General features: G+C 58.2%; 17 protein-coding genes and 2 tRNA genes. 4 read left to right on the top strand and 15 right to left on the bottom strand.

The features are described from left to right. Positions 1-20: 20 nt before the first annotated feature. The 10 genes from AC097P_RS14625 to rpsB form a co-directional block, all read right to left on the bottom strand. A complete protein-coding gene (locus tag AC097P_RS14625) occupies positions 21-530 on the bottom strand; it encodes an OmpH/Skp family outer membrane protein (RefSeq protein ID WP_479611160.1) in 510 nt (169 codons plus the stop codon). Then, entirely contained in the window at positions 530-2,833 is a 2,304-nt protein-coding gene (bamA, locus tag AC097P_RS14620) for an outer membrane protein assembly factor BamA (RefSeq protein WP_479611645.1), read from the bottom strand. Before bamA ends, AC097P_RS14625 begins: the two co-directional genes overlap by 1 nt. Positions 2,834-2,874: 41 nt before the next feature. Next, on the bottom strand, positions 2,875-4,236 hold the full coding sequence (gene rseP / locus AC097P_RS14615) for an RIP metalloprotease RseP (RefSeq protein WP_479611159.1): 1,362 nt from the start codon (positions 4,234-4,236) through the stop codon (positions 2,875-2,877). A 21-nt stretch (positions 4,237-4,257) separates the two neighbouring features. Next, complete coding sequence (locus AC097P_RS14610; RefSeq protein ID WP_479611158.1) at positions 4,258-5,457, bottom strand: 1-deoxy-D-xylulose-5-phosphate reductoisomerase; 1,200 nt, start codon at positions 5,455-5,457, stop codon at positions 4,258-4,260. After that, positions 5,454-6,299 carry a phosphatidate cytidylyltransferase gene (locus tag AC097P_RS14605; RefSeq protein WP_479611157.1) on the bottom strand — a complete coding sequence of 282 codons (846 nt, stop codon included), beginning with the start codon at positions 6,297-6,299 and terminating at the stop codon, positions 5,454-5,456. The genes AC097P_RS14610 and AC097P_RS14605 overlap by 4 nt, the downstream gene beginning before the upstream one ends. A gap of 11 nt (positions 6,300-6,310) precedes the next feature. Continuing rightward, the gene (gene uppS / locus AC097P_RS14600) at positions 6,311-7,036 is read right to left on the bottom strand and encodes a polyprenyl diphosphate synthase (protein ID WP_479611156.1); all 726 of its coding nucleotides are present in this window, start codon (positions 7,034-7,036) and stop codon (positions 6,311-6,313) included. Between the two features lie 31 nt (positions 7,037-7,067). Beyond that, a complete protein-coding gene (gene frr, locus AC097P_RS14595) occupies positions 7,068-7,628 on the bottom strand; it encodes a ribosome recycling factor (RefSeq protein ID WP_479611155.1) in 561 nt (186 codons plus the stop codon). Positions 7,629-7,674: 46 nt separating this feature from the next. After that, positions 7,675-8,397: a UMP kinase gene (gene pyrH, locus AC097P_RS14590; RefSeq protein ID WP_479611154.1), complete on the bottom strand. Its 723-nt coding sequence runs from the start codon at positions 8,395-8,397 to the stop codon at positions 7,675-7,677. Positions 8,398-8,448: 51 nt separating this feature from the next. Then, complete coding sequence (gene tsf / locus AC097P_RS14585) at positions 8,449-9,372, bottom strand: translation elongation factor Ts (protein ID WP_479611153.1); 924 nt, start codon at positions 9,370-9,372, stop codon at positions 8,449-8,451. An 84-nt stretch (positions 9,373-9,456) separates the two neighbouring features. After that, positions 9,457-10,209 carry a 30S ribosomal protein S2 gene (rpsB, locus tag AC097P_RS14580; RefSeq protein WP_479611152.1) on the bottom strand — a complete coding sequence of 251 codons (753 nt, stop codon included), beginning with the start codon at positions 10,207-10,209 and terminating at the stop codon, positions 9,457-9,459. Between the two features lie 319 nt (positions 10,210-10,528). Here rpsB and AC097P_RS14575 point away from each other — a divergent pair, with 319 nt between their 5' ends. Further along, complete coding sequence (locus AC097P_RS14575) at positions 10,529-11,416, top strand: MBL fold metallo-hydrolase (RefSeq protein ID WP_479611151.1); 888 nt, start codon at positions 10,529-10,531, stop codon at positions 11,414-11,416. Positions 11,417-11,429: 13 nt separating this feature from the next. Continuing rightward, positions 11,430-12,860: an NAD(P)H-hydrate dehydratase gene (locus tag AC097P_RS14570; RefSeq protein ID WP_479611150.1), complete on the top strand. Its 1,431-nt coding sequence runs from the start codon at positions 11,430-11,432 to the stop codon at positions 12,858-12,860. Positions 12,861-12,865: 5 nt separating this feature from the next. Here the strand turns inward: AC097P_RS14570 and rnr are convergent, their stop codons facing one another. Beyond that, a complete protein-coding gene (gene rnr, locus AC097P_RS14565) occupies positions 12,866-15,130 on the bottom strand; it encodes a ribonuclease R (RefSeq protein WP_479611149.1) in 2,265 nt (754 codons plus the stop codon). 251 nt (positions 15,131-15,381) lie between these two features. On the opposite strand from rnr, the gene AC097P_RS14560 reads away from it, so the two are divergent. After that, a tRNA-Leu gene (locus AC097P_RS14560) sits at positions 15,382-15,468 on the top strand. Between the two features lie 129 nt (positions 15,469-15,597). On the opposite strand, the gene rimO is transcribed toward AC097P_RS14560, so the two are convergent. The 3 genes from rimO to AC097P_RS14545 form a co-directional block, all read right to left on the bottom strand. Further along, entirely contained in the window at positions 15,598-16,992 is a 1,395-nt protein-coding gene (rimO, locus tag AC097P_RS14555) for a 30S ribosomal protein S12 methylthiotransferase RimO (protein ID WP_479611148.1), read from the bottom strand. A gap of 54 nt (positions 16,993-17,046) precedes the next feature. Next, on the bottom strand, positions 17,047-17,496 hold the full coding sequence (gene phaR / locus AC097P_RS14550; RefSeq protein ID WP_479611147.1) for a polyhydroxyalkanoate synthesis repressor PhaR: 450 nt from the start codon (positions 17,494-17,496) through the stop codon (positions 17,047-17,049). 141 nt (positions 17,497-17,637) lie between these two features. Continuing rightward, positions 17,638-17,714: transfer RNA gene (locus AC097P_RS14545), tRNA-Val, on the bottom strand. 134 nt (positions 17,715-17,848) lie between these two features. Between AC097P_RS14545 and AC097P_RS14540 the strand changes: the two genes are divergently transcribed. Continuing rightward, on the top strand, positions 17,849-18,607 hold the full coding sequence (locus tag AC097P_RS14540) for a 3-hydroxyacyl-CoA dehydrogenase (RefSeq protein ID WP_315490642.1): 759 nt from the start codon (positions 17,849-17,851) through the stop codon (positions 18,605-18,607). Positions 18,608-18,710: 103 nt separating this feature from the next. On the opposite strand, the gene AC097P_RS14535 is transcribed toward AC097P_RS14540, so the two are convergent. Beyond that, complete coding sequence (locus AC097P_RS14535) at positions 18,711-19,610, bottom strand: DMT family transporter (RefSeq protein ID WP_479611146.1); 900 nt, start codon at positions 19,608-19,610, stop codon at positions 18,711-18,713. Positions 19,611-19,614 lie beyond the last annotated feature (4 nt).

Genomic DNA, 19,614 nt, shown 5'->3' with positions numbered 1-19,614 from the left:
CAAACCCGGTCACCCGAGCGTTACTTGCCGCCAGAGTTGAGGATCTTGAGGACCTTGTCGGTGATGTCATGTTTGGTGTTCACGTAGACCACTTCCTGGACTACGATGTCGTATTTTTCGGAATCGGCAACCTGCTTGACGGCCTTGGTAGCACGGTCCAGCACCTGCTGCAGTTCTTCGTTGCGTCGGCCGTTCAGGTCTTCCTGGAATTCACGTTGGCGGCGCTGCAAATCGCGGCCCATCTCGGCACCTTCTTTTTGGCGGGCTGCACGCTGGCTCTCGCTCAGAGTGGGTGCATCCCGCTCAAACTTCTCGCCGAAGGTCTTGAAGGCCCCCTGCTGGTCTACCAACTCTTTCTGGCGCTTGGAAAACTCCTGCTCCAGCTTGGACTGCGCAGTCTTGGCCGGTGTGGATTCTGTAGTGATACGCTGCGTGTTGACGTAACCCACCTTGAAATCCTGGGCATTCACACCCACAGCCGCTACCGCGAGCAGCGCCGACAGCAACCAACGCAGTTTTGAAGTATTCATTAGAAGTTGTTTCCAATCTGGAATTGCAGGGACTGAATTCTATCGCTATCGAAACGCCTGACTGGTTTGGCAAAAGCCAGACGCAAGGGGCCTACCGGGGAGATCCAGCTGATACCAACCCCGTAGGAAGTGCGCATGTCCTGCAGGGCCAAAGGCTCATCTGCACCGTAAAGACCGCCGGCGTCGGCGAAGGCGTAGAGCCGCAGCGTGCGGTCCTTGCCACCACCAGGCAATGGCGACAAAATCTCAGCGTTGAAGTTAATTTTCTTGGTGCCCCCGGTGGCAGTCAGGCCCAGCGCACGCTGCGTGCCAGTGGTCAGACTACCCTGCTCAAAGCCCCGGACAGTACCCAAGCCACCTGAATAGAAGTTCTTGAAAATCGGATAGAACGAGTCGCCAGTCGATGAGCCGAGCGACAACTCTGCGTTCACCGCAGCCGTGATCTTGTTGGTAACGGGAATGTACTGCTGGTAGGCAGTGGTTCCGCGTACGTAACGAAGTTCACCGGCAATACTCCATTCGGCCGAAGCTTTTATGACTCTACCGACAGTGGGCACCAAGGCGCTGTCGCGGGTGTCGCGGCCCCAGCCAACGGTAAGCGGCACGGCGTTGCTGGTGAAACCAAACTTATTGGCGAAGTCTTGGTAGACGACAGGCAGCAATGACCCAGGGACAATCGTGGTTCTATCAATGCCGAGACCAAAAAAGACCGTGTCGTACTCGTTGAATGGCACACCAAAGCGAATGCTCCCGCCCGTGGTCTCAATGGCGTAGCTGTTGATATCCAGGTAAGGTTTGGAGTTACGCTGGTAAACGTCAATGGAACGGGACACACCGTCTTCAGTAAAGTAGGGGTTGGTCGTGTTGAACACCAGCGTGCGATTTTGCTTGCTGGTATTGACTTCAATACCCAGCGAGTTGCCTGAGCCAAACGCGTTGTCTTGCTTGAATCCGAACGACACGCCCAGGCCATCCGCGCTGGAGATACCGGCACCCAGGCTGATACTGCCCGTGGGCTTTTCAACCACGGAGATCGTCAGGTCCACCTGGTCGAAGGAACCGGGGACTTCCGACGTATCCATCGTCACTTCCTTGAAGTAACCCAGGCGGTCCACGCGGTTGCGGGACTGCTTGATCTTCTCACCGTCGTACCACGACGCTTCTAGTTGGCGGAACTCGCGGCGTATCACTTCGTCTCGGGTGCGGTCGTTACCGGCCACGTTGACGCGGCGCACGTACACACGGCGCGATGGATCAACCTGCAAGGTCACTTCGACACGGTTGGTAGCCCGGTCGATGACAGTGCGCGGTTCAACCCGCGAAAAGGCGTAGCCGAAGTTACCGAAATAATCCGTGAATGCTTTGCTGGTCACCGCCACCTGATCGGCGTTGTAAGGCTGGCCAACCTGGATGGCCACCAACGATTTGAACTCGGCATCCTTGTTCAAGAGGTTGCCGACCAAATTCACTTTGGACACCACAAACTGGTCACCTTCGGTGATGTTGATCGTGATCGCGATGTCCTGCTTGTTTGGAGAAATAGCTACCTGCGTGGACTCCACTTTGAACTCAAGGTAGCCCCGAGCCAGGTAGTAGGAGCGCAGCGCTTCTAGGTCCGCGTTCAGCTTGGTACGGGCATAGCGATCAGACTTGGTGTACCAGCTCAACCACCCACCGGTGTCCAGATCGAAAAGCCCGCGCAGTGTGGACTCGGAAAATGCTTTGTTGCCAACGATACGGATATCGCTGATCTTGGCGGGTTCACCTTCCTGCACCGCAAAGCTCAGGTTGACACGGTTGCGGTCTAACGGCGTGACGGTGGTGATCACTTCCGAGGCGTACATGCTGCGGTTGATGTACTGGCGCTTCAATTCGTTCTCGGCCTTGTCGACCAGCGCCTTGTCGAAGGGTCGACCATCGGCCAAGCCAATCGCGAGCAACGCTTTTTTCAACACGTCTTTGTCGAACTCCTTGGTACCGACAAATTCAATATCGGAAATGGTGGGACGCTCCTCCACAATCACCACCAGCACGCCGTCGGCGACATCGATACGGACGTCTTTGAACAGACCCAGCCCGAACAGCGCCTTGATCGACGCAACCGCCTTGTCGTCACTGTAGGTGTCCCCGACGCGAACCGGCAACGATGCAAAAATAGTACCGGCCTCAGCTCTCTGCAGCCCTTCAACGCGGATGTCCTTGACGGTGAACGGTTCCACGGCCCAGCCGCTTTGCAAAAAGAGCAGCGATACGGCCACCGCGGATGCGCGGCGCAAAAAATTACGATTGAATTGCATTTTTATCAATTTAAATATTCCGGAAATTTGAGGTCGGCCTCGGTTGCTCACCGCAGCAAACGCGTCACATCGTTAACGATGGCAACGGACATCATCATCAGCAAGATCACCAACCCCAATTTTTGCAACCGTTCTGTCCACGGTTGCGACACAGGCTTGCCGGAAAGTGCCTCCCAAAGATAATACATCAGGTGCCCCCCATCGAGGACCGGCAGCGGTAGCAGGTTCAAGACGCCCAGACTAACACTCATCAGGGCGAGGAAAAGTAAAAATGGGGTAAAGCCCAGGGCGGCAGATTTACCTGCGTAGTCTGCAATAGAGATGGGCCCGCTCACATTGTTCAGCGAAGCCTGGCCCACCACGATCTGGCCCATGACCCGCAGTGTCAGTGCCGATGTTTCCCAGGTCCGCGCAACTGCCTGCCCCATACCGTCGAGCCAGCCATACCGTACGGTTGCCATTGCAGGTGGCGCCGCCACCATGGCTCCGATGCGGCCTATGGGCTTGCCTTTGTCCTGCTCCAGCTTGGGCGACACCTCTACGGCGAGGCGGGCCCCATTGCGGTCGACAAGCCAGGTCTGCGGGCGCGGTGCTACACCGCCGCTGCCGGATGCCCGAATCAACTCAAACAGCTGCATGCTGTCCACAATGTCCGTTGAGTCCACGCGCAGCACCACATCACCAGCCTGGAGCTTGGCGCGGGCCGCTGCACCATTGGGCAATACTCCGCCAAGGCGCGCCTGGGAAAATGGTGCCACCGCACCAATGCTTTGGAACAGTTTGGCATCTGCCGTGCTGGCATCGACACGACTCAACTGAAGCAGTGCAGCCTGCGGCCCCTGGCGCTGCGGAACCGTAAATTCCACTTGCAGGTTGCGCTGCTCGATCGCTGCACGCGCCAACCACCAGCGAAAGCCCTCGAAAGACACGACCTCTTCAAGGGGGTCGCCTTCGAAACCAGCTCGTTGGATACGCTCGCCGCCGCCGAACCCGCTGGCCGCCATGACAGAACCCTGGGGCGGCTTGGCGACGACGGCCTGCGCCATCTCGATACCGGTCCAGTTGACCCAGCTGTAAAGGGCCACGGCCAGCATCAGATTGGCAATGGGGCCCGCCAGAACAATGGCTGCCTTGCTGCGCAGAGGTTGCGTGTTGAATGCCGTTGCACGCTCATGGGCCTCCACCGGGCCTTCGCGCTCATCCAGCATCTTCACGTAGCCGCCCAGAGGAAGCATCCCGACCACAAATTCGGTGCCCGAGCTTGCCGAAGTCCAACCCCACAAGCGTGGACCAAACCCTACGGAAAATCGCAGGACCTTGACACCACACAGGCGCGCCACCGAATAGTGCCCCAACTCATGCACAGCCACCAACACAACGATGGCGATGATGAAGGCGAACAGGGTCATCGGCTTAGGGCTTGTTGAGGATCAGGCTGGCAGACGCAGGATGGCAGCTTCTGCCGCCTGTCTCGACTGCAGGTCCAGCGCGAGCAAATCGTCCAGCGAGGCTGGTGCTTGGGGCAAGACCGCACTCAGTGTTTCCGTATTGACAGCGTGGATCTGGTCAAAACGGATTTTGCGCGCGAGAAACGCTGCAACTGCAACCTCGTTGGCCGCATTCAGCACGGCTGTGCTACCGGCCGGCCCTTTCAAAACCTGCCACGCCAGATCGAGCCCGGGGTAGCGTTTTTTATGGTCGGCGGAGTCAAAGGTTTCAAAGCTCAGGCCTGCCATATTTGTAAAATCCAACGCCGCGGCGCCCGATACCACGCGTTCGGGCCATGACAGTCCGTAGGCAATGGGTCCGCGCATATCGGGTGTACCCAGTTGCGCAACAACGGAGTTGTCCACGTACTGCACCATGGAATGGATCACGCTTTGCGGGTGGATCACAACCTGGATTTGCTCGGGGGAAACGCCAAACAGGAACTTGGCCTCGATCACCTCCAGCGCCTTGTTCATCATGGTTGCAGAGTCGACAGATATCTTGCGCCCCATGACCCAATTCGGATGTGCGCAGGCTTCTTCCGGAGTGACGTGGCGCAGCGTCTGCGGGTCGCGCGTGCGAAACGGACCACCCGATGCCGTCAATATGATCTTGTCAATGCGCGCTGCCCAGTCTTTGGGGTCTGGGGGCAAGGACTGGAACACGGCGGAGTGTTCGCTGTCGATGGGGAGGAGTGTTGCGCCACCCGCAGCCACCGTATCCATGAACAGCTGCCCGCCTACGACCAAGGCCTCCTTGTTGGCCAACAGCAGGCGTTTACCTGCCCGTGCAGCACCCAGGCACGGCGCCAGTCCGGCAGCGCCCACGATGGCGGCCATGACCGTATCAGCCAATTCGTGTTTGGCGACCATGTCGATGGCATCAGCTCCCCACAGGACTACAGTGGACAAACCTGCCGCGCGGCAACTGTGCTGAAGTTCCTTGCCATGCGCCTCGCTGGCCATCACGGCAAACGCTGGCTTGTGCTGTACACATTGGGCCAATAGAGCCTCAACGCTGGTCGCAGCGGTCAGCGCAAACACCTCAAACCGGTCAGGGTGGCGCGCGACGACATCCAGCGTGTTGACCCCGATGGAGCCGGTGGAGCCGAGGACTACAACGCGTTTTTTTCCAGCGTTCATAGGGTAGAGAGCATCATCGCCAGTGGCAGTATGGGCAGCAGCGCATCGACCCGGTCCAGCACGCCGCCATGGCCCGGCAGCAATCCACTGCTGTCCTTGACACCCGCACTGCGTTTGAACAGGGACTCGACCAAATCACCGACCACACTCATGGCGGCCAAAAACAATACTGCCACCACAAGGAAGGCCACATGGATACTGCCCAGTTGCGTGTAAATGCTGGCGACGCCCGAGGCCATGGTGCTATCGAAGTAACGCCACAAAAATGCGCACACGACAACGCCTGTCATGCCGCCAAAGGCGCCTTCCCATGTCTTTCCCGGACTGATGGTCGGTGCCAACTTGCGGACAAAAAAGCGGCCACCGACGGCTCTACCGGCGAAATAGGCAAATATGTCTGCAACCCAGACCAAGACAAGAACCGAAAACAGGAAATTGATCCCCTTTGCGCGGGCCTGAGCGACGGCCAGCCACGCCACCCAGAGAGCAAAAATGCCGCCGACCAGACGCAGGGCGCGGGGTACGCCCGACCAGACTTTGACACCACCATGCAATAACCACGCACCCAATACCACCCATGCGCTACCGGTGAACAGCCACAGCGCTTTAAGGGGGGTATGCAGCAAGCCAGCGTACCAGGACAGCAGGCAGGCGGCGGCGCACAGCCCGCCGGCCAGCAAGGAGGCAGAAGGGCCACAAGCGTTGAGCCGAGCCCATTCCCATGCTGCGGCCGCAATCAGCACGATGGCGACGCCGGCAAATACCTCCGGCACAGGATAAAACACGGCTGGCAAAAGCACAGCCAGCATCAGCAATGCAGTGATGATTCGTTGCTTCAGCATAAGTGCCCCTGTCAGGCCTTAACGGCCGAATTGCTGACCACTTGGTCCGAAGTTTTCCCAAACCGGCGCTCGCGCGATGCGTAATCCAGCAGTGCCGCGTCCAGCGCGGCTTCATCAAAATCGGGCCACAGCAGGTCGCTGAAATACAGCTCGGAATAGGCGGATTGCCACAGCAAAAAATTGCTCAGCCGCATCTCGTTGCCTGTGCGAATCAGTAAATCGGGGTCCGAGCAAAACGACAGCGAAAGTGCACGCGACAGCGATTCTTCGGTGATGGGTGTGCCCTCGGCCGCGAGCCGTGCAGCTGCCGACGCAATGTCCCAGCGGCCACCGTAGTTGAAACACACATTGAGCGACAAAACCGTGTTGTCAGCGGTCGCGGCCTCTGCCTCTTCCAACCCTTTTTGTACACGAGCGGACAAGCCTTGCCGCGAACCTACAAACCGCAGGCGAACACCATCGCGATGCAGTTTGGGCACTTCGCGCGACAGGGCTATAGCGAGTATGTCCATCAGGCCAGAAACCTCTTCGACCGGGCGATTCCAGTTTTCTGAGGAAAAGGCGAATACGGTTACTGTCTCGACGCCGCGGCTCGGGCAGGCGCTTACGATACGTTTGAGCGTTTCCACGCCCCTGTTATGCCCGGCAATACGGGGCAGAAAACGCTTGGAGGCCCACCGGCCATTGCCGTCCATTACGATGGCTATATGGCGCGGCACGCTGGGCTGTTCTGCCATGGGAAAGGCTGGTTTCAGTTCATCGCGGGTATCAAACCGCCATGATGTCTTGTTCTTTTGACGCGACCAAACGGTCGATGTCGGCAATGTGCCGATCTGTCAATTTCTGGATTTCGGTTTCGGAGCGCTTCTGGTCGTCCTCGGAAGCCAGCTTTTCCTTCACCAGCTTCTTGACGGCCTCGTTGGCATCACGGCGTAAATTGCGCACGGCGATCTTTGCATTCTCGGCTTCGCCGCGGACAACCTTGGTCAGCTCCTTGCGGCGCTCCTCGGTCATCAGCGGCATAGGGACACGGATCAGATCGCCCATGCTCGAAGGGTTCAAACCCAGATCGCTTTCGCGGATAGCCTTTTCAATCTTGGCGCCCATGCCTTTTTCCCAGGGCTGTACGCTGATGGTTCGGGCATCCAGCAAGGAAAGGTTGGCGACCTGGCTCAGGGGCAGCATGGCACCGTAATAGTCCACATGGACAGTGTCCAGCAGCGCTGGATTGGCGCGCCCAGTGCGTATCTTGGTCAGATTGTTTTTGAAAGATGCGATGGACTGGTCCATCTTGCCATCCAGCGTTCTTTTGATTTCGTCAATTGCCATAGTTCTTCTCCGATCTTCAAGCCCGCAGCAAAGTTCAAACAAACGATCAAACGTGTACGAGGGTGCCTTCGTCTTCTCCCATCACCACACGCTTGAGCGCACCATGTTTGAAGATCGAAAAAACCTTGATGGGCAGCTTCTGGTCGCGGCACAGGGCAAACGCCGCGGCATCCATAATGCCCAGGTTTTGGGACATCGCATCGTTGAACGTGATCTTGGAGTAGCGGGTCGCGCCTGCATCTTTCTTGGGGTCAGCCGTGTAGACACCATCCACCTTGGTGGCCTTGAGCACGATTTCAGCGCCTATTTCAGCGCCACGCAGAGCAGCCGCTGTATCGGTCGTAAAAAACGGGTTGCCGGTGCCAGCCGCAAAAATAACGACCTTGCCCTCTTCGAGATACTGCAAGGCCTTGGGGCGCACGTAAGGCTCCACCACCTGCTCTATGCCAATGGCCGACATCACGCGGGCGGTCAGACCGGCTTTGTTCATGGTGTCGCCCAAGGCCAAAGCGTTCATCACGGTTGCCAACATCCCCATGTAGTCGGCGGTGGCTCGGTCCATGCCCACAGATCCACCTGCCACTCCACGGAAGATGTTTCCGCCACCTATAACCACCGCCATTTCGACGCCCAGGCGCGTCACCTCGGCGATTTCGTCCACCATGCGGACGATGGTGTCGCGGTTGATGCCGAACTGGTCATCACCCATCAAGGCCTCGCCTGACAACTTCAGCAGTATGCGTTTGTAAGCAGGTTTTTCTTGGCTCATGGGTGACTCCGGTTATCGCAAATAGGCAGGTGGACGCGCAAAGGCCGTCAATTAAGCAGCTTGCTGGGCGGCCGCAACTTGTGCTGCCACTTCGGCAGCAAAGTCGTCGACCTTCTTCTCGATGCCTTCACCGACGACGTACATCGTGAATGCTTTGACGTTGGTGGAGGCGGCCTTCAGCATTTGTTCTACGGTCTGTTTGTCGTTCTTGACGAAAGTCTGGTTGAACAGCGAGACTTCCTTCAGATACTTTTGTACGCCGCCTTCGATACGCTTGGTAACGATTTCTGCAGACTGGACTGGCTTGCCAGCGGCGGTTGCCACCGCAGCGTCTTCGGCCGCCTTGGCAGCTGCCACAGAGCGCTCGCGCTCCACCAGCTCGGCGGGTACGTCATTGCTGGTCAACGCAACAGGCTTCATCGCAGCCACGTGCATGGCAACGTCCTTCGCGGCAGTTGCATCACCTTCAAATTCCACGACCACGCCGATGCGGGTGCCGTGCAGGTAAGAAGCCAGCTGAGCACCGCTTGCAAAGCGCTTGAACCGACGGAAAGTCATGTTCTCGCCGATCTTGCCGATCAGGCCCTTGCGCACGTCTTCCAGTGTCGGGCCAAACCCGTCTTGTTCGTAAGCGAGCGCACCCAATGCGGCAACATCCGCTGGATTATGCTTGGCAACGAGGGCCACAGCGGCATTTGCCAGACCCAGGAAGCTGTCGTTCTTGGTTACGAAATCGGTTTCGCAGTTGACTTCCAACATAGCGCCGACGTTGCCGTCAATGCTGTTGACAACAACACCTTCGGCCGCGATGCGGGCCGCGGCCTTGCCAGCCTTGCTACCCAGCTTGACACGCAACAGCTCTTCAGCCTTGACCATGTCGCCTTCGGCCTCGGTCAGAGCCCTCTTGCACTCCATCATCGGAGCGTCGGTCTTTCCACGCAGTTCAGCCACCATGCTTGCGGTAATTGCAGCCATTTCGTTTCTCCGTAATCAATTCAATAGTTTAATAAGGGCTAAAAAAAAGGGGCAACGAAGCCCCCTTTTTCAGGCGGGACAACTTCAAGCAGAAGCGTCGCTCACCTCAACGAATTCATCGCTGCTCTCAGCGGCAACTGCCTTGACCACATCGTCCATCTGGTTGGCACGGCCTTCCAGAATCGCATCGGCGATGCCACGGGCATACAGCGTCACGGCCTTGGAGGAGTCATCGTTACCAGGAATAACGTAGTCAATACCTTCGGGCGAATGGTTGGAGTCGACGACACCGATCAAAGGGATGCCCAGCTTGCGGGCTTCAGCGATGGCAATCTTGTGGTAACCCACGTCGATGACGAAAATCGCGTCTGGCAAGGCAGCCATATCCTGGATACCGCCGATGTCTTTTTCCAGCTTAGCCAGTTCGCGAGCAAACATCAGTTGCTCTTTCTTGCTCATGCTATCCAGGCCGGTTTCTTGTTGGGCCTTCATTTCCTTGAGGCGCTTGATGGAGGTCTTGACCGTCTTGAAATTGGTCAACATGCCGCCCAGCCAACGCTGGTCCACAAAAGGAACACCGGCGCGTTGCGCTTCTGCTGCCACCGTCTCGCGCGCTTGGCGCTTGGTGCCAACCATCAAAATGGTGCCGCGCTTGGCAGACAGTTGGCGCACAAACTTGGCGGCATCCTGGAACATCGGCAAGGATTTTTCCAGGTTGATAATGTGAATCTTGTTGCGATGGCCGAAGATAAACGGAGCCATCTTGGGGTTCCAGAAGCGGGTTTGGTGTCCAAAATGAACGCCGGCTTCCAGCATTTCGCGCATTGTTACTGCCATAAATTACTTTCCAAAGGTTAGGTCTAAGACCCAGCCCCCTTATCACCTGCTCAAGCACCTGTTTGTAGGTTTGAACCGGCAACACCTTGACGGGGCGGATCTGCGATTAGCTTGCAAATGTCTACGTGCACCATTAGCAAAGCCAATCGAGTATAACACGGCAAAGAGACACAGTTATCACTCTGCTGCCCAAGCAAAAAACGTCACTGCGTCCGGCCCACAATATGCCAAGATGCGGGCAACGGGGCTCGCCGCTGGCCAAAACTGCCGGTTGTTGGCCCGACGTCCACCAGTCTTTTCGCGCAGGAAGGGAGTCGCCATGAAAGTAAGATTTTGGGGTGTTCGCGGGTCCATCGCTTCACCAGGCCCCAAGACGGTGCGTTATGGCGGTAATACGACCTGTATCGAGATCCGGACCGACAGCAACGAACTCCTAATTCTGGATGCGGGAACCGGAATTTTCCCCCTTTCCCAGACCTTGCTGGCCGAGTTGCCGGTCACGGCAAATGTTTTGATTACCCACTCCCACTGGGACCATATCCAGGGTTTGCCGTTCTTCATACCCAACTTCATACCCGGAAGTACCTTGCGCCTGCATGGTGGATTCGATCCGGTTTCGGGCAAGGGTATCGAACAGGTCATGTCGGTCCAGCTCCAATACAGCTTTTTCCCGGTGCGGGAGGCGGAAATGAAGGCGCGCATGGAGTACGTGACTTTGATCCCCGGTGAGCCGCACACCATCGGGTCCGCCACCATTACGCCGTGCATGCTGAACCACCCTGTCATCGATTTTGGCTACCGTATCGAAAGCAACGGTAAATCAGTGTTCTTCACCGGGGACCATGAGCCGCCCTACAACATTTACGAGCCCGGCGATGACGGATTTGACGAGTACCAAGGCTTTGTCAACGACAAGAACGCGGCCATACTGGAGGCCATCCGCGATGTGGATGTGTTCATAGCGGACTCCTCCTACACCGACGCTGAATACCCTAGCAAGAAGGGCTGGGGGCATGGCACCTTCAGTTCCAGCATCGCGATCGCAAAGCAGGCCAACGCAAAGGTCCTGTTTTGCACGCACCACGAGCCCACCCGCAGCGATGATGCGCTGGAAGAGGCATTTAAAGACGCGCTGCAGACCAATGCCGCCATCGCGCACGGGATCGACATACGCCTGGCGCGCGAGGGAGATACCTACGAGTTCTGAACACATACTGGGCATGGGCGGCGTAAGCGCCATGGCGCACGCCAAAGCCGTCTTTACATGCGCTCAAACGCGCGCACTGGAACAGTCTATCGGGCAGCGCCTGCCACCGCACACATTGATGCAGCGCGCTGGGCTCGCGGTCGCCAGGCTTGCAGTAGCAATAGCGCCCCATGCCAAGCACATCTGGATTCCCTGTGGGCCTGGAAACAACGGTGGCGATGGACTTGAGGCAGCTTTCCATCTGAAGTCCTGGGGCAAGTCTCCTATCGTCACCTGCTTGGGCCATGCAGACCATGCGCCCCGCGATGCAGCAGTGGCACGGCAGAAAGCGTTAGATGCAGGGGTGATTTTTGCGGAGTCGGCACCCGCGCAAAGCGATCTGTGCATAGACGCCTTGTTTGGTATTGGGCGAGCCCGACCCTGGGACACCCTCTGCGCCACGTGGATACAGCAAATGAACGCCGGGTCCGCGCCCGTGTTTGCCGTCGACGTGCCGTCCGGCCTCGATGCCGATACCGGGACTGCGTCCGCACTGCACGTCAAAGCCAGCCATACACTAAGTCTGTTGACGCTCAAACCCGGGGCATTCACAGCCGACGGACGCGAAGCCTGCGGTGAAATATGGTTCGATAACCTGGGAATAGACGCGCCCGACAACGCGTGTGCACAACTGATGGGTGCCCTGCCGCTGTCTCAACGCGCGCACAACACCCACAAGGGCAGCTACGGAGACGTGTGCGTGGTTGGGGGTGCTGCGGGCATGACAGGTGCGCCCCTGTTGGCGGCCCGCGCGGCGATACGGGGCGGCGCAGGACGTGTCTACGTCCATATGCTGGACCCTACCGCCTCACGCTTGGACGACCAGCAGCCAGAACTCATGTTCCGTAACCTTACGCAGGTGAAATTGGAATCCATGGCGGTGGTTGCAGGCTGCGGTGGGGGCGCAGCCATCCAGGGCTTGCTGCCCCAACTGCTCTCCAAGTCCGGCCGACTAGTCCTGGATGCGGACGCACTGAACGCCATAGCAAGCGATAGTGGACTGCAGAACGCAGTGCGTGCGCGGCCGCCGCACACCACCGTACTGACGCCCCACCCTCTGGAAGCGGCGCGCCTGATGCACACCACCACCGCGGAGGTGCAGACCCACAGGCTTGAATTGGCACAGGCGATAGCCGACCGCTTTGCATGCACCGTCGTATTGAAAGGGTCCGGCACAGTCATCGCGGCGCCAGATACGCTCACGCGCATCAACACCAGCGGCAATGCCCGCCTGGCGACCGCTGGCACGGGCGATGTGCTGGCGGGTCTGATGGGCGCCAGTCTTGCAGCTGGCTCGGACACCTTCTCAAGCGCCTGCCAATCTGTGTTCAAGCACGGCCATATAGCCGACGCATGGCCGGCTGGGCGCACCATGACGGCCCAAGATCTGGCAGAGGCCTTGTAGCCCGACTAACGGCGCTTGCGGGCCGTCTTCTTTTGCGAAGCCGCACCCTTGTCCACGGACTTGGAAGTTTTTGCGGACCTGGACGCTGATCGTTTACGCGGCTCTTCCATGAAGGACACCGAGCGGCTATTGCCCGACGCCTCGGCCCTTTCGCCTTTCAAGCCCCGACTCTTGGGATCGCGACCAGCGCCCTTATCCGCCATCGCCCGCGAAGTCAGACCATCGCCTTCCTGTATCAGACGGAAATCAATCTTTCGCCCATCCAGGTCCACACGGCTTACCTGGATGCGGACACGGGTACCGATGGCGTACCGCATTCCCGATCTTTCACCCCGCAACTCCTGGCGCGCTTCGTCAAAGCGGTAATACTCGCCACCCAGCTCGGTGATATGCACCAGCCCTTCGACATACATCGCGTCCAGCGTCACGAACACGCCGAAGCTGGTTGCAGCAGTGACCACACCACCGTATTCCTCGCCCAGGTGCTCCTTCATGTATTTGCATTTCAGCCAAGCTTCAACGTCGCGGCTGGCTTCATCAGCGCGCCGTTCATTCGCGCTGCAGTGCAAGCCAGCGGCCAGCCAGGCCATGCCTTCGGCATTGGTCTTCTTCGGGGCCTGCTGGGCTTGGCCTCCACGCGAAGCGACACCCTTCTCCAGCCTGCGGGCCAGCTTGGCATGTGCCTCGCCCGGCGTCGGCAAAACGGGCAATTGGTAACGCGTTTTCGCAAGAATAGATTTGATAACCCGGTGCACCAACAGATCCGGATAGCGGCGGATAGGACTGGTGAAATGGGTGTATGCGCCGTAGGCCAATCCAAAGTGCCCGCTATTGGTAGGCGTGTAAATGGCCTGCTGCATGGACCGCAACAACATGGAGTGGATCTGTTGCGCGTCTGGCCGGTCTTTGGTAGCCACCGCAATCGCCTGGAACTCACCGGGCGACGGATCGTCGCTGATCGTCATGCCCAGCCCGGTCACCTTGAGATAATTCTGCAGAATCTCTTTTTTCTCGGGCGTCGGGCCCTCGTGCACCCGAAACAGGCCGGGATGTTTGCTCTGGGCAATGAAGTCCGCACTGCAGACGTTGGCTGCCAACATGGCCTCTTCGATGACGCGATGCGCCACATTGCGCGTGCGGGGCACTATTTTTTCAATGCGCCCGTTTTCATCGCAGACGATTTGTGTCTCGGTGGTTTCAAAGTCCACAGCACCCCGTTTCTGGCGCGACTTCAGCAGCGCCTGAAAAACGCCGTGCAGGTTGAGCAGATCGCCCACGCGGTCCTTGCGTTTGACGGCCTCAGGTCCACGGGTATTGCCCAGAATAGCTGCCACCTCGGTGTAGGTGAAGCGCGCATGGCTCCACATGACTGCGGAGTAGAACTGGTAGGCGTTGACCTCCCCATCGGCGGTGACAAACATGTCGCACACCATGCAGAGTCGCTCTACCTCAGGGTTGAGCGAACACAAGCCGTTAGACAGCTTCTCAGGCAGCATGGGGATCACACGCCGCGGAAAGTACACGCTGGTTGCACGGTCGTAGGCATCGATATCAATTGCCGATCCGTTTTCGACATAGTGGCTGACGTCGGCAATGGCCACCAACAGCCGCCAGCCCTTGACGGCCGATTTGCCGCGCCCCTTGGTCGCTGGCTCGCAATAGACTGCGTCATCAAAATCGCGCGCATCTTCGCCGTCGATGGTGACCAGCGGGACATCCGTCAGATCAATGCGCTCAAGCTTGTCATGGGGACGCACCTTATCGGGCAGCGTACGGGCCAATGCAATGCATGCCTCAGAGAATTCATGCGGCACACTGAACTTGCGCACGGCGATTTCTATTTCCATCCCCGGGTCATCTACTTCGCCCAGGACTTCCTTGATGCGCCCAACGGGTTGGCCAAACAGGGCCGGTGGTTCCACCAACTCGACAACAACCACCTGCCCTGGCTTGGCTACGCTGGTAGCCCCTTTGGGGATTAACACGTCCTGACCGTATCGCTTGTCTTCAGGTGCCACCAGCCAGACACCGCTCTCCTGCAACAGGCGCCCGATGATGGGCTGTTTTGAGCGCTCTAATATTTCGACCACCCGCCCTTCTGGACGGCCCTTGCGGTCGCTACGCACAATGCGGACCTTCACCCTATCTTTGTGCAAAACTGCACGCATCTCATTGGGCGGCAAATATATGTCGGGGGCTCCATCGTCACGGGATACAAACCCGTGGCCATCGCGATGGCCCTGAACGATGCCTTCAACTTCATCCAGCAAGCCGCTGGTCTGGCTAATATTCTTAATACAAATACTCTCTTTCCTGAGATGCCCAGGAGGCGGAATTGATATACGCAGTAGTTTGAGACACCAAGTTGAGCCAACATCATCGCACACCCATTTCGGTGGCGACCGGTACGCCCTTAACTTTGACCGAACTACTCAGCCTTCGTGGACCGTCGGCTTATAAAAACGCTTTCCCAACCAAGGCCCATTTAGGGGCTAAAAATCATGCTAGAATTCAACTCGTTGCCCAGATGGCGAAATTGGTAGACGCACCAGCTTCAGGTGCTGGCGGTTGCAAGACCGTGGAAGTTCGAGTCTTCTTCTGGGCACCAAAATTAGATGAGGCCTGTAACGCAAGTTACAGGCCTTTTTCTTTTTCTGCATCACGTGCATACATGAATAAAAAAGCCGCTGAGATTCAGCGGCTTTACTCTATTTGGGCTGGAGACTGTGCACTACCATCATATCGGCAGGGCAACCAGATCATGCCCTTGTGCCGCCACAATCCGCGCCTTTGTAAACTCGCCCACCTTCAGCGTCTTGCTGATTTTTTCGGGTGGCAACAAACGCACCACACCATCGATCTCCGGGGCATCGGCATAGCTTCTGCCGACACCGCCTTTTTTACCCATGCCGGGCGCTGAATCCACCAAAATTTGCATCGTAGACCCGACACGCCTCTGCAATTTGGCAATCGACACTTCTTCCGCAACGGCCATGAAGCGTGCGCGCCGCTCCTCACGCAGTTCAATGGGCAACATGCCCGGGATGTCGTTGGCCGTCGCACCGTTCACCGCGCTGTAGGCAAAGCAACCTGCGCGATCAATTTCCGCCTCGCGGATGAAGTCCAACAGGTGCGAAAACTCTTCTTCGGTTTCACCCGGGAAGCCGGCAATAAATGTGCTGCGGACCACGATCTCGGGACACACCTCACGCCAGGCCTGCAGGCGCTCCAGATTCTTCTCGCCACTGGCGGGCCGCTTCATGCGGCGCAATACGTCTGGGTGACTATGCTGCAAAGGCACATCCAAGTAGGGTAAAACCAGCCCAGTTGCCATCAACGGCAGGATGTCATTGACGCTGGGATATGGGTACACGTAGTGCAAGCGCACCCAGGCACCATACGGCTCAGCAATCTGGCCCAACGTCTGCACCAATTCGAGCATGCGCGTCTTCACAGGCTTGCCGTCCCAGAAGCCGGTGCGGTATTTCACATCCACACCGTAGGCAGAAGTGTCTTGGCTGATCACCAGCAATTCCTTGACGCCGCCTTCAAACAGCGCGCGCGCTTCGGTCAACACATCGCCGATCGGGCGCGACACCAGATCTCCGCGCATGGAGGGGATGATGCAGAAGGTGCAGCGGTGATTGCACCCCTCGCTAATTTTCAGATACGCGTAATGGCGCGGTGTGAGCTTGATGCCCGCAACGCCAAACGAATTTGGAACCAGATCAAGAAAAGGATCATGCGGCTTGGGCAAATTGGTGTGCACCGCGTCCATGACTTCCTGCGTGGCATGGGGACCGGTTACCGCCAGAACCTTGGGGTGCATTTGGCGCACCATGTTGTCTCCGTTGGCCGCCGTCTTGGCCCCCAGACAGCCCGTCACGATCACGCGGCCATTCTCGGCCAATGCCTCACCAATCGTGTCCAGACTCTCCTTGACGGCATCGTCAATGAATCCACAGGTGTTGACGATCACCAGATCGGCACCCTGGAAGGTCTTGGAGGTCTGGTACCCCTCGGCACTCAGTTGGGTCAGGATCAGTTCAGAGTCCGTGAGGGCCTTTGGACAGCCGAGGCTCACGAAGCCAACGGTGGGAACACGTGCGGGGGTAGAAATTGCTTCACTCATGCGGCGATTGTCGCCGCTTTTCCTCTAGAAGCCCCTTTTGCAGGCCTGCCCCACCTAACGCTTTAGACCGAACGTACCCAACAGCTGCTCGGTTTGCTTTTGCATTTGTTCCTGCATCTGCTGGAACAAATTGTTGCCCATGGTGCCCTGCACCAGCGGTGCCTGCATTTCCATCAAGGCCTGCATGTTTTTCTCAAGATAGCCGCCCATCAGGCCCTGCATCGTATGGCCGTAAAAACGGATGATGTTGGCCAGCACCGCAGCGGTAAACATCGGCGTGCCATTGGCTTCTTCTTCCAAAATGATCTGCAAGAGGATGCTGCGTGTCAGGTCTTCACCGGTCTTGGCATCGCGCACCACACAGGGCTCGTTTTCCATGACCAGTTGCTTGATTTCGGCCAGCGTGATGTAGCTGGAGGTATCGGTGTCGTACAGACGTCGATTGGGGTACTTCTTGATGACCCGCTGCGTCGGTTTTCTGTCGGTATTGGATTTGCTTTGCATAGCGAGTGGCGGCTTCCCTGGAGAACAAAATGTATTGCAGTGCAACACATTCTAGGGACTCGCTGAAAACAGCCCGCCTGGGAATACCCTAGGGGCGGAAACAAAAAAGCCCCGCATCCACAAAGGATACGGGGCATATTTTGGTAGGCGCAATTGGACTCGAACCAACGACCCCCACCATGTCAAGGTGGTGCTCTAACCAGCTGAGCTATGCGCCTACAAGTATTCGAGAGGCCGAAGTATAGCAGTAAAAATATGCGCTCCTGAAAATGCGGCGACGCACTTCGGGCTTGGGCCATAATTGACGTTAACGTAAACGTCAACTTTTCTTCAACTTCACAAGGAAAACACCATGGAAATCGCAGGCAAAGTATTCATCGTCACCGGTGGCGCATCTGGCTTGGGCGAGGGCACGGCCCGCATGCTCACCGCCAAGGGCGCAACCGTTGTCATCGCCGACATGCAGGTCGAAAAGGGCGAGGCTATTGCCAAAGAACTGGGTGGCGCCTTTGTGAAGTGCGACGTAAGCCAGGAAGCAGACGGCCAAGCCGTGGTTGCCAAGGCTGTATCCATGGGCAAGTTGATGGGCCTGGTCAATTGCGCAGGCATCGCCCCCGCTGAAAAAACCGTGGGCAAGAACGGCGCGCACAGCCTGGCCGTGTTCAGCAAGACCATCACCGTGAACCTGGTCGGCAGCTTCAACATGATCCGCTTGGCAGCCGATGCCATGTCAAAAAACGAACCGGAGTCCACCGGGGAGCGCGGCGCCATCATCTCCACTGCATCCGTCGCAGCGTATGACGGCCAGATGGGCCAAGCAGCCTACAGCGCGTCCAAGGGCGGCGTGGTCGGCATGACCCTGCCTATCGCACGCGATCTGGCCCGCAACGGCATCCGCAACATGACGATCGCTCCCGGCATCTTCGGCACGCCGATGATGTTTGGCATGCCCCAGGAAGTGCAAGACTCTTTGGCTGCCGCTGTACCCTTCCCTTCGCGCCTGGGCACACCACAAGACTACGCCAAGCTGGCCGTGCACATTTTTGAAAACGACATGCTCAACGGCGAAGTGATTCGCCTGGACGGCGCCATCCGCCTGGCTCCGCGCTAAGCAACGGCACCCCGCAATAGCCGGCTTGAGCGCCGCAGGGCCGCCCCTAGGCGCGAAGGCCCGCTCGGGGGGCAGCGACCCGCGAAGCGGTGGAGCGTGGGGGCTAACCATGTGCCCGGATTGACGCGAGTATCCCGAGCACAAACAGCACGCTGGCCGCTACCTGCGCCAGCGTGAAGTGCTGCCCCAGCACGGCGAAGGCAAATGCCAGGCCAAACAGCGTCTCGCTGACGATCAGTTGTCCGCACAAACTGGCGCTCAAACGCCGGCTCGCATGGTTCCACAACACCGTAGCCAGCCATCCCGATCCCACACCGATTGCTATACAAACCATAGCTGCTTGTGCGCTCCCAGCGAGGGCTAGCAGCACATTGAGCTGTGTACCTACGGCGCTCCAGAGTGCCAGGGCAGCTATACCCGCGGCCACACCCATCCAGTTCGCCCAATCCGTCGTCGAGATGGATTGGTGCGTCTTCAACCAAGCGGAGTTGAGCACCGCAAAGCCGGTCCAGCTCAGCATGGCCGCGACTGCATAGGCCACACCACGCCAGTAAATCCAGGCATTCGCCTGCTCCTGGGGTGACGCAGACTGCGGCACCTCCAGCATCAGGGCCAGCCCCAGAGCCGTCAACAGCAGGCCCGGTACCAGTTGGCGCCACTGCAAGTGAGCGGGCTTGCCCAGCAGCATGACCCACAGCGGAATCGTGCCCACCATCAACGTGGGCAGCGCCGGCCCGGCATCGCGGATAGCCAGCACCAGCAACAGGTAGTAGCCCGAAAAACCCAACACGCTCAGGCCCGTTGCGGCCAGGGCTTGCCGCACCGTCGGCAGTGCGCGCGACCGTGCGCCCAGCACCATCACCACGACCGACGTCAGTCCATAAAACAGATAGCGCCCGGCCACCAGATCCACGGCCGACAGGCCAGGTGCCAATTGCGGTGCGATAAACACCAGGCCCCACAGCGCGCCCGCCGCCAGCCCCGCAAGAATGCCTCCCCACATCAGG

Source organism: Rhodoferax sp. ZS1R8 (assembly GCF_056521325.1).
Note: the sequence above shows the minus strand (reverse complement) of the source record. Positions and strands in the feature narration are given on the sequence as shown.

Excerpts from the sequence above, each read along its gene's own strand:
- AC097P_RS14625 (WP_479611160.1), bottom strand. The coding sequence starts at position 530 with ATGAATACTTCAAAACTGCGTTGGTTGCTGTCGGCGCTGCTCGCGGTA.
- rseP (WP_479611159.1), bottom strand. The coding sequence starts at position 4,236 with ATGACCCTGTTCGCCTTCATCATCGCCATCGTTGTGTTGGTGGCTGTG.
- AC097P_RS14610 (WP_479611158.1), bottom strand. The coding sequence starts at position 5,457 with ATGAACGCTGGAAAAAAACGCGTTGTAGTCCTCGGCTCCACCGGCTCC.
- AC097P_RS14605 (WP_479611157.1), bottom strand. The coding sequence starts at position 6,299 with ATGCTGAAGCAACGAATCATCACTGCATTGCTGATGCTGGCTGTGCTT.
- uppS (WP_479611156.1), bottom strand. The coding sequence starts at position 7,036 with ATGGCAGAACAGCCCAGCGTGCCGCGCCATATAGCCATCGTAATGGAC.
- frr (WP_479611155.1), bottom strand. The coding sequence starts at position 7,628 with ATGGCAATTGACGAAATCAAAAGAACGCTGGATGGCAAGATGGACCAG.
- pyrH (WP_479611154.1), bottom strand. The coding sequence starts at position 8,397 with ATGAGCCAAGAAAAACCTGCTTACAAACGCATACTGCTGAAGTTGTCA.
- tsf (WP_479611153.1), bottom strand. The coding sequence starts at position 9,372 with ATGGCTGCAATTACCGCAAGCATGGTGGCTGAACTGCGTGGAAAGACC.
- rpsB (WP_479611152.1), bottom strand. The coding sequence starts at position 10,209 with ATGGCAGTAACAATGCGCGAAATGCTGGAAGCCGGCGTTCATTTTGGA.
- AC097P_RS14575 (WP_479611151.1), top strand. The coding sequence starts at position 10,529 with ATGAAAGTAAGATTTTGGGGTGTTCGCGGGTCCATCGCTTCACCAGGC.
- AC097P_RS14570 (WP_479611150.1), top strand. The coding sequence starts at position 11,430 with ATGGGCGGCGTAAGCGCCATGGCGCACGCCAAAGCCGTCTTTACATGC.
- rimO (WP_479611148.1), bottom strand. The coding sequence starts at position 16,992 with ATGAGTGAAGCAATTTCTACCCCCGCACGTGTTCCCACCGTTGGCTTC.
- phaR (WP_479611147.1), bottom strand. The coding sequence starts at position 17,496 with ATGCAAAGCAAATCCAATACCGACAGAAAACCGACGCAGCGGGTCATC.
- AC097P_RS14540 (WP_315490642.1), top strand. The coding sequence starts at position 17,849 with ATGGAAATCGCAGGCAAAGTATTCATCGTCACCGGTGGCGCATCTGGC.
- AC097P_RS14535 (WP_479611146.1), bottom strand. The coding sequence starts at position 19,610 with ATGTGGGGAGGCATTCTTGCGGGGCTGGCGGCGGGCGCGCTGTGGGGC.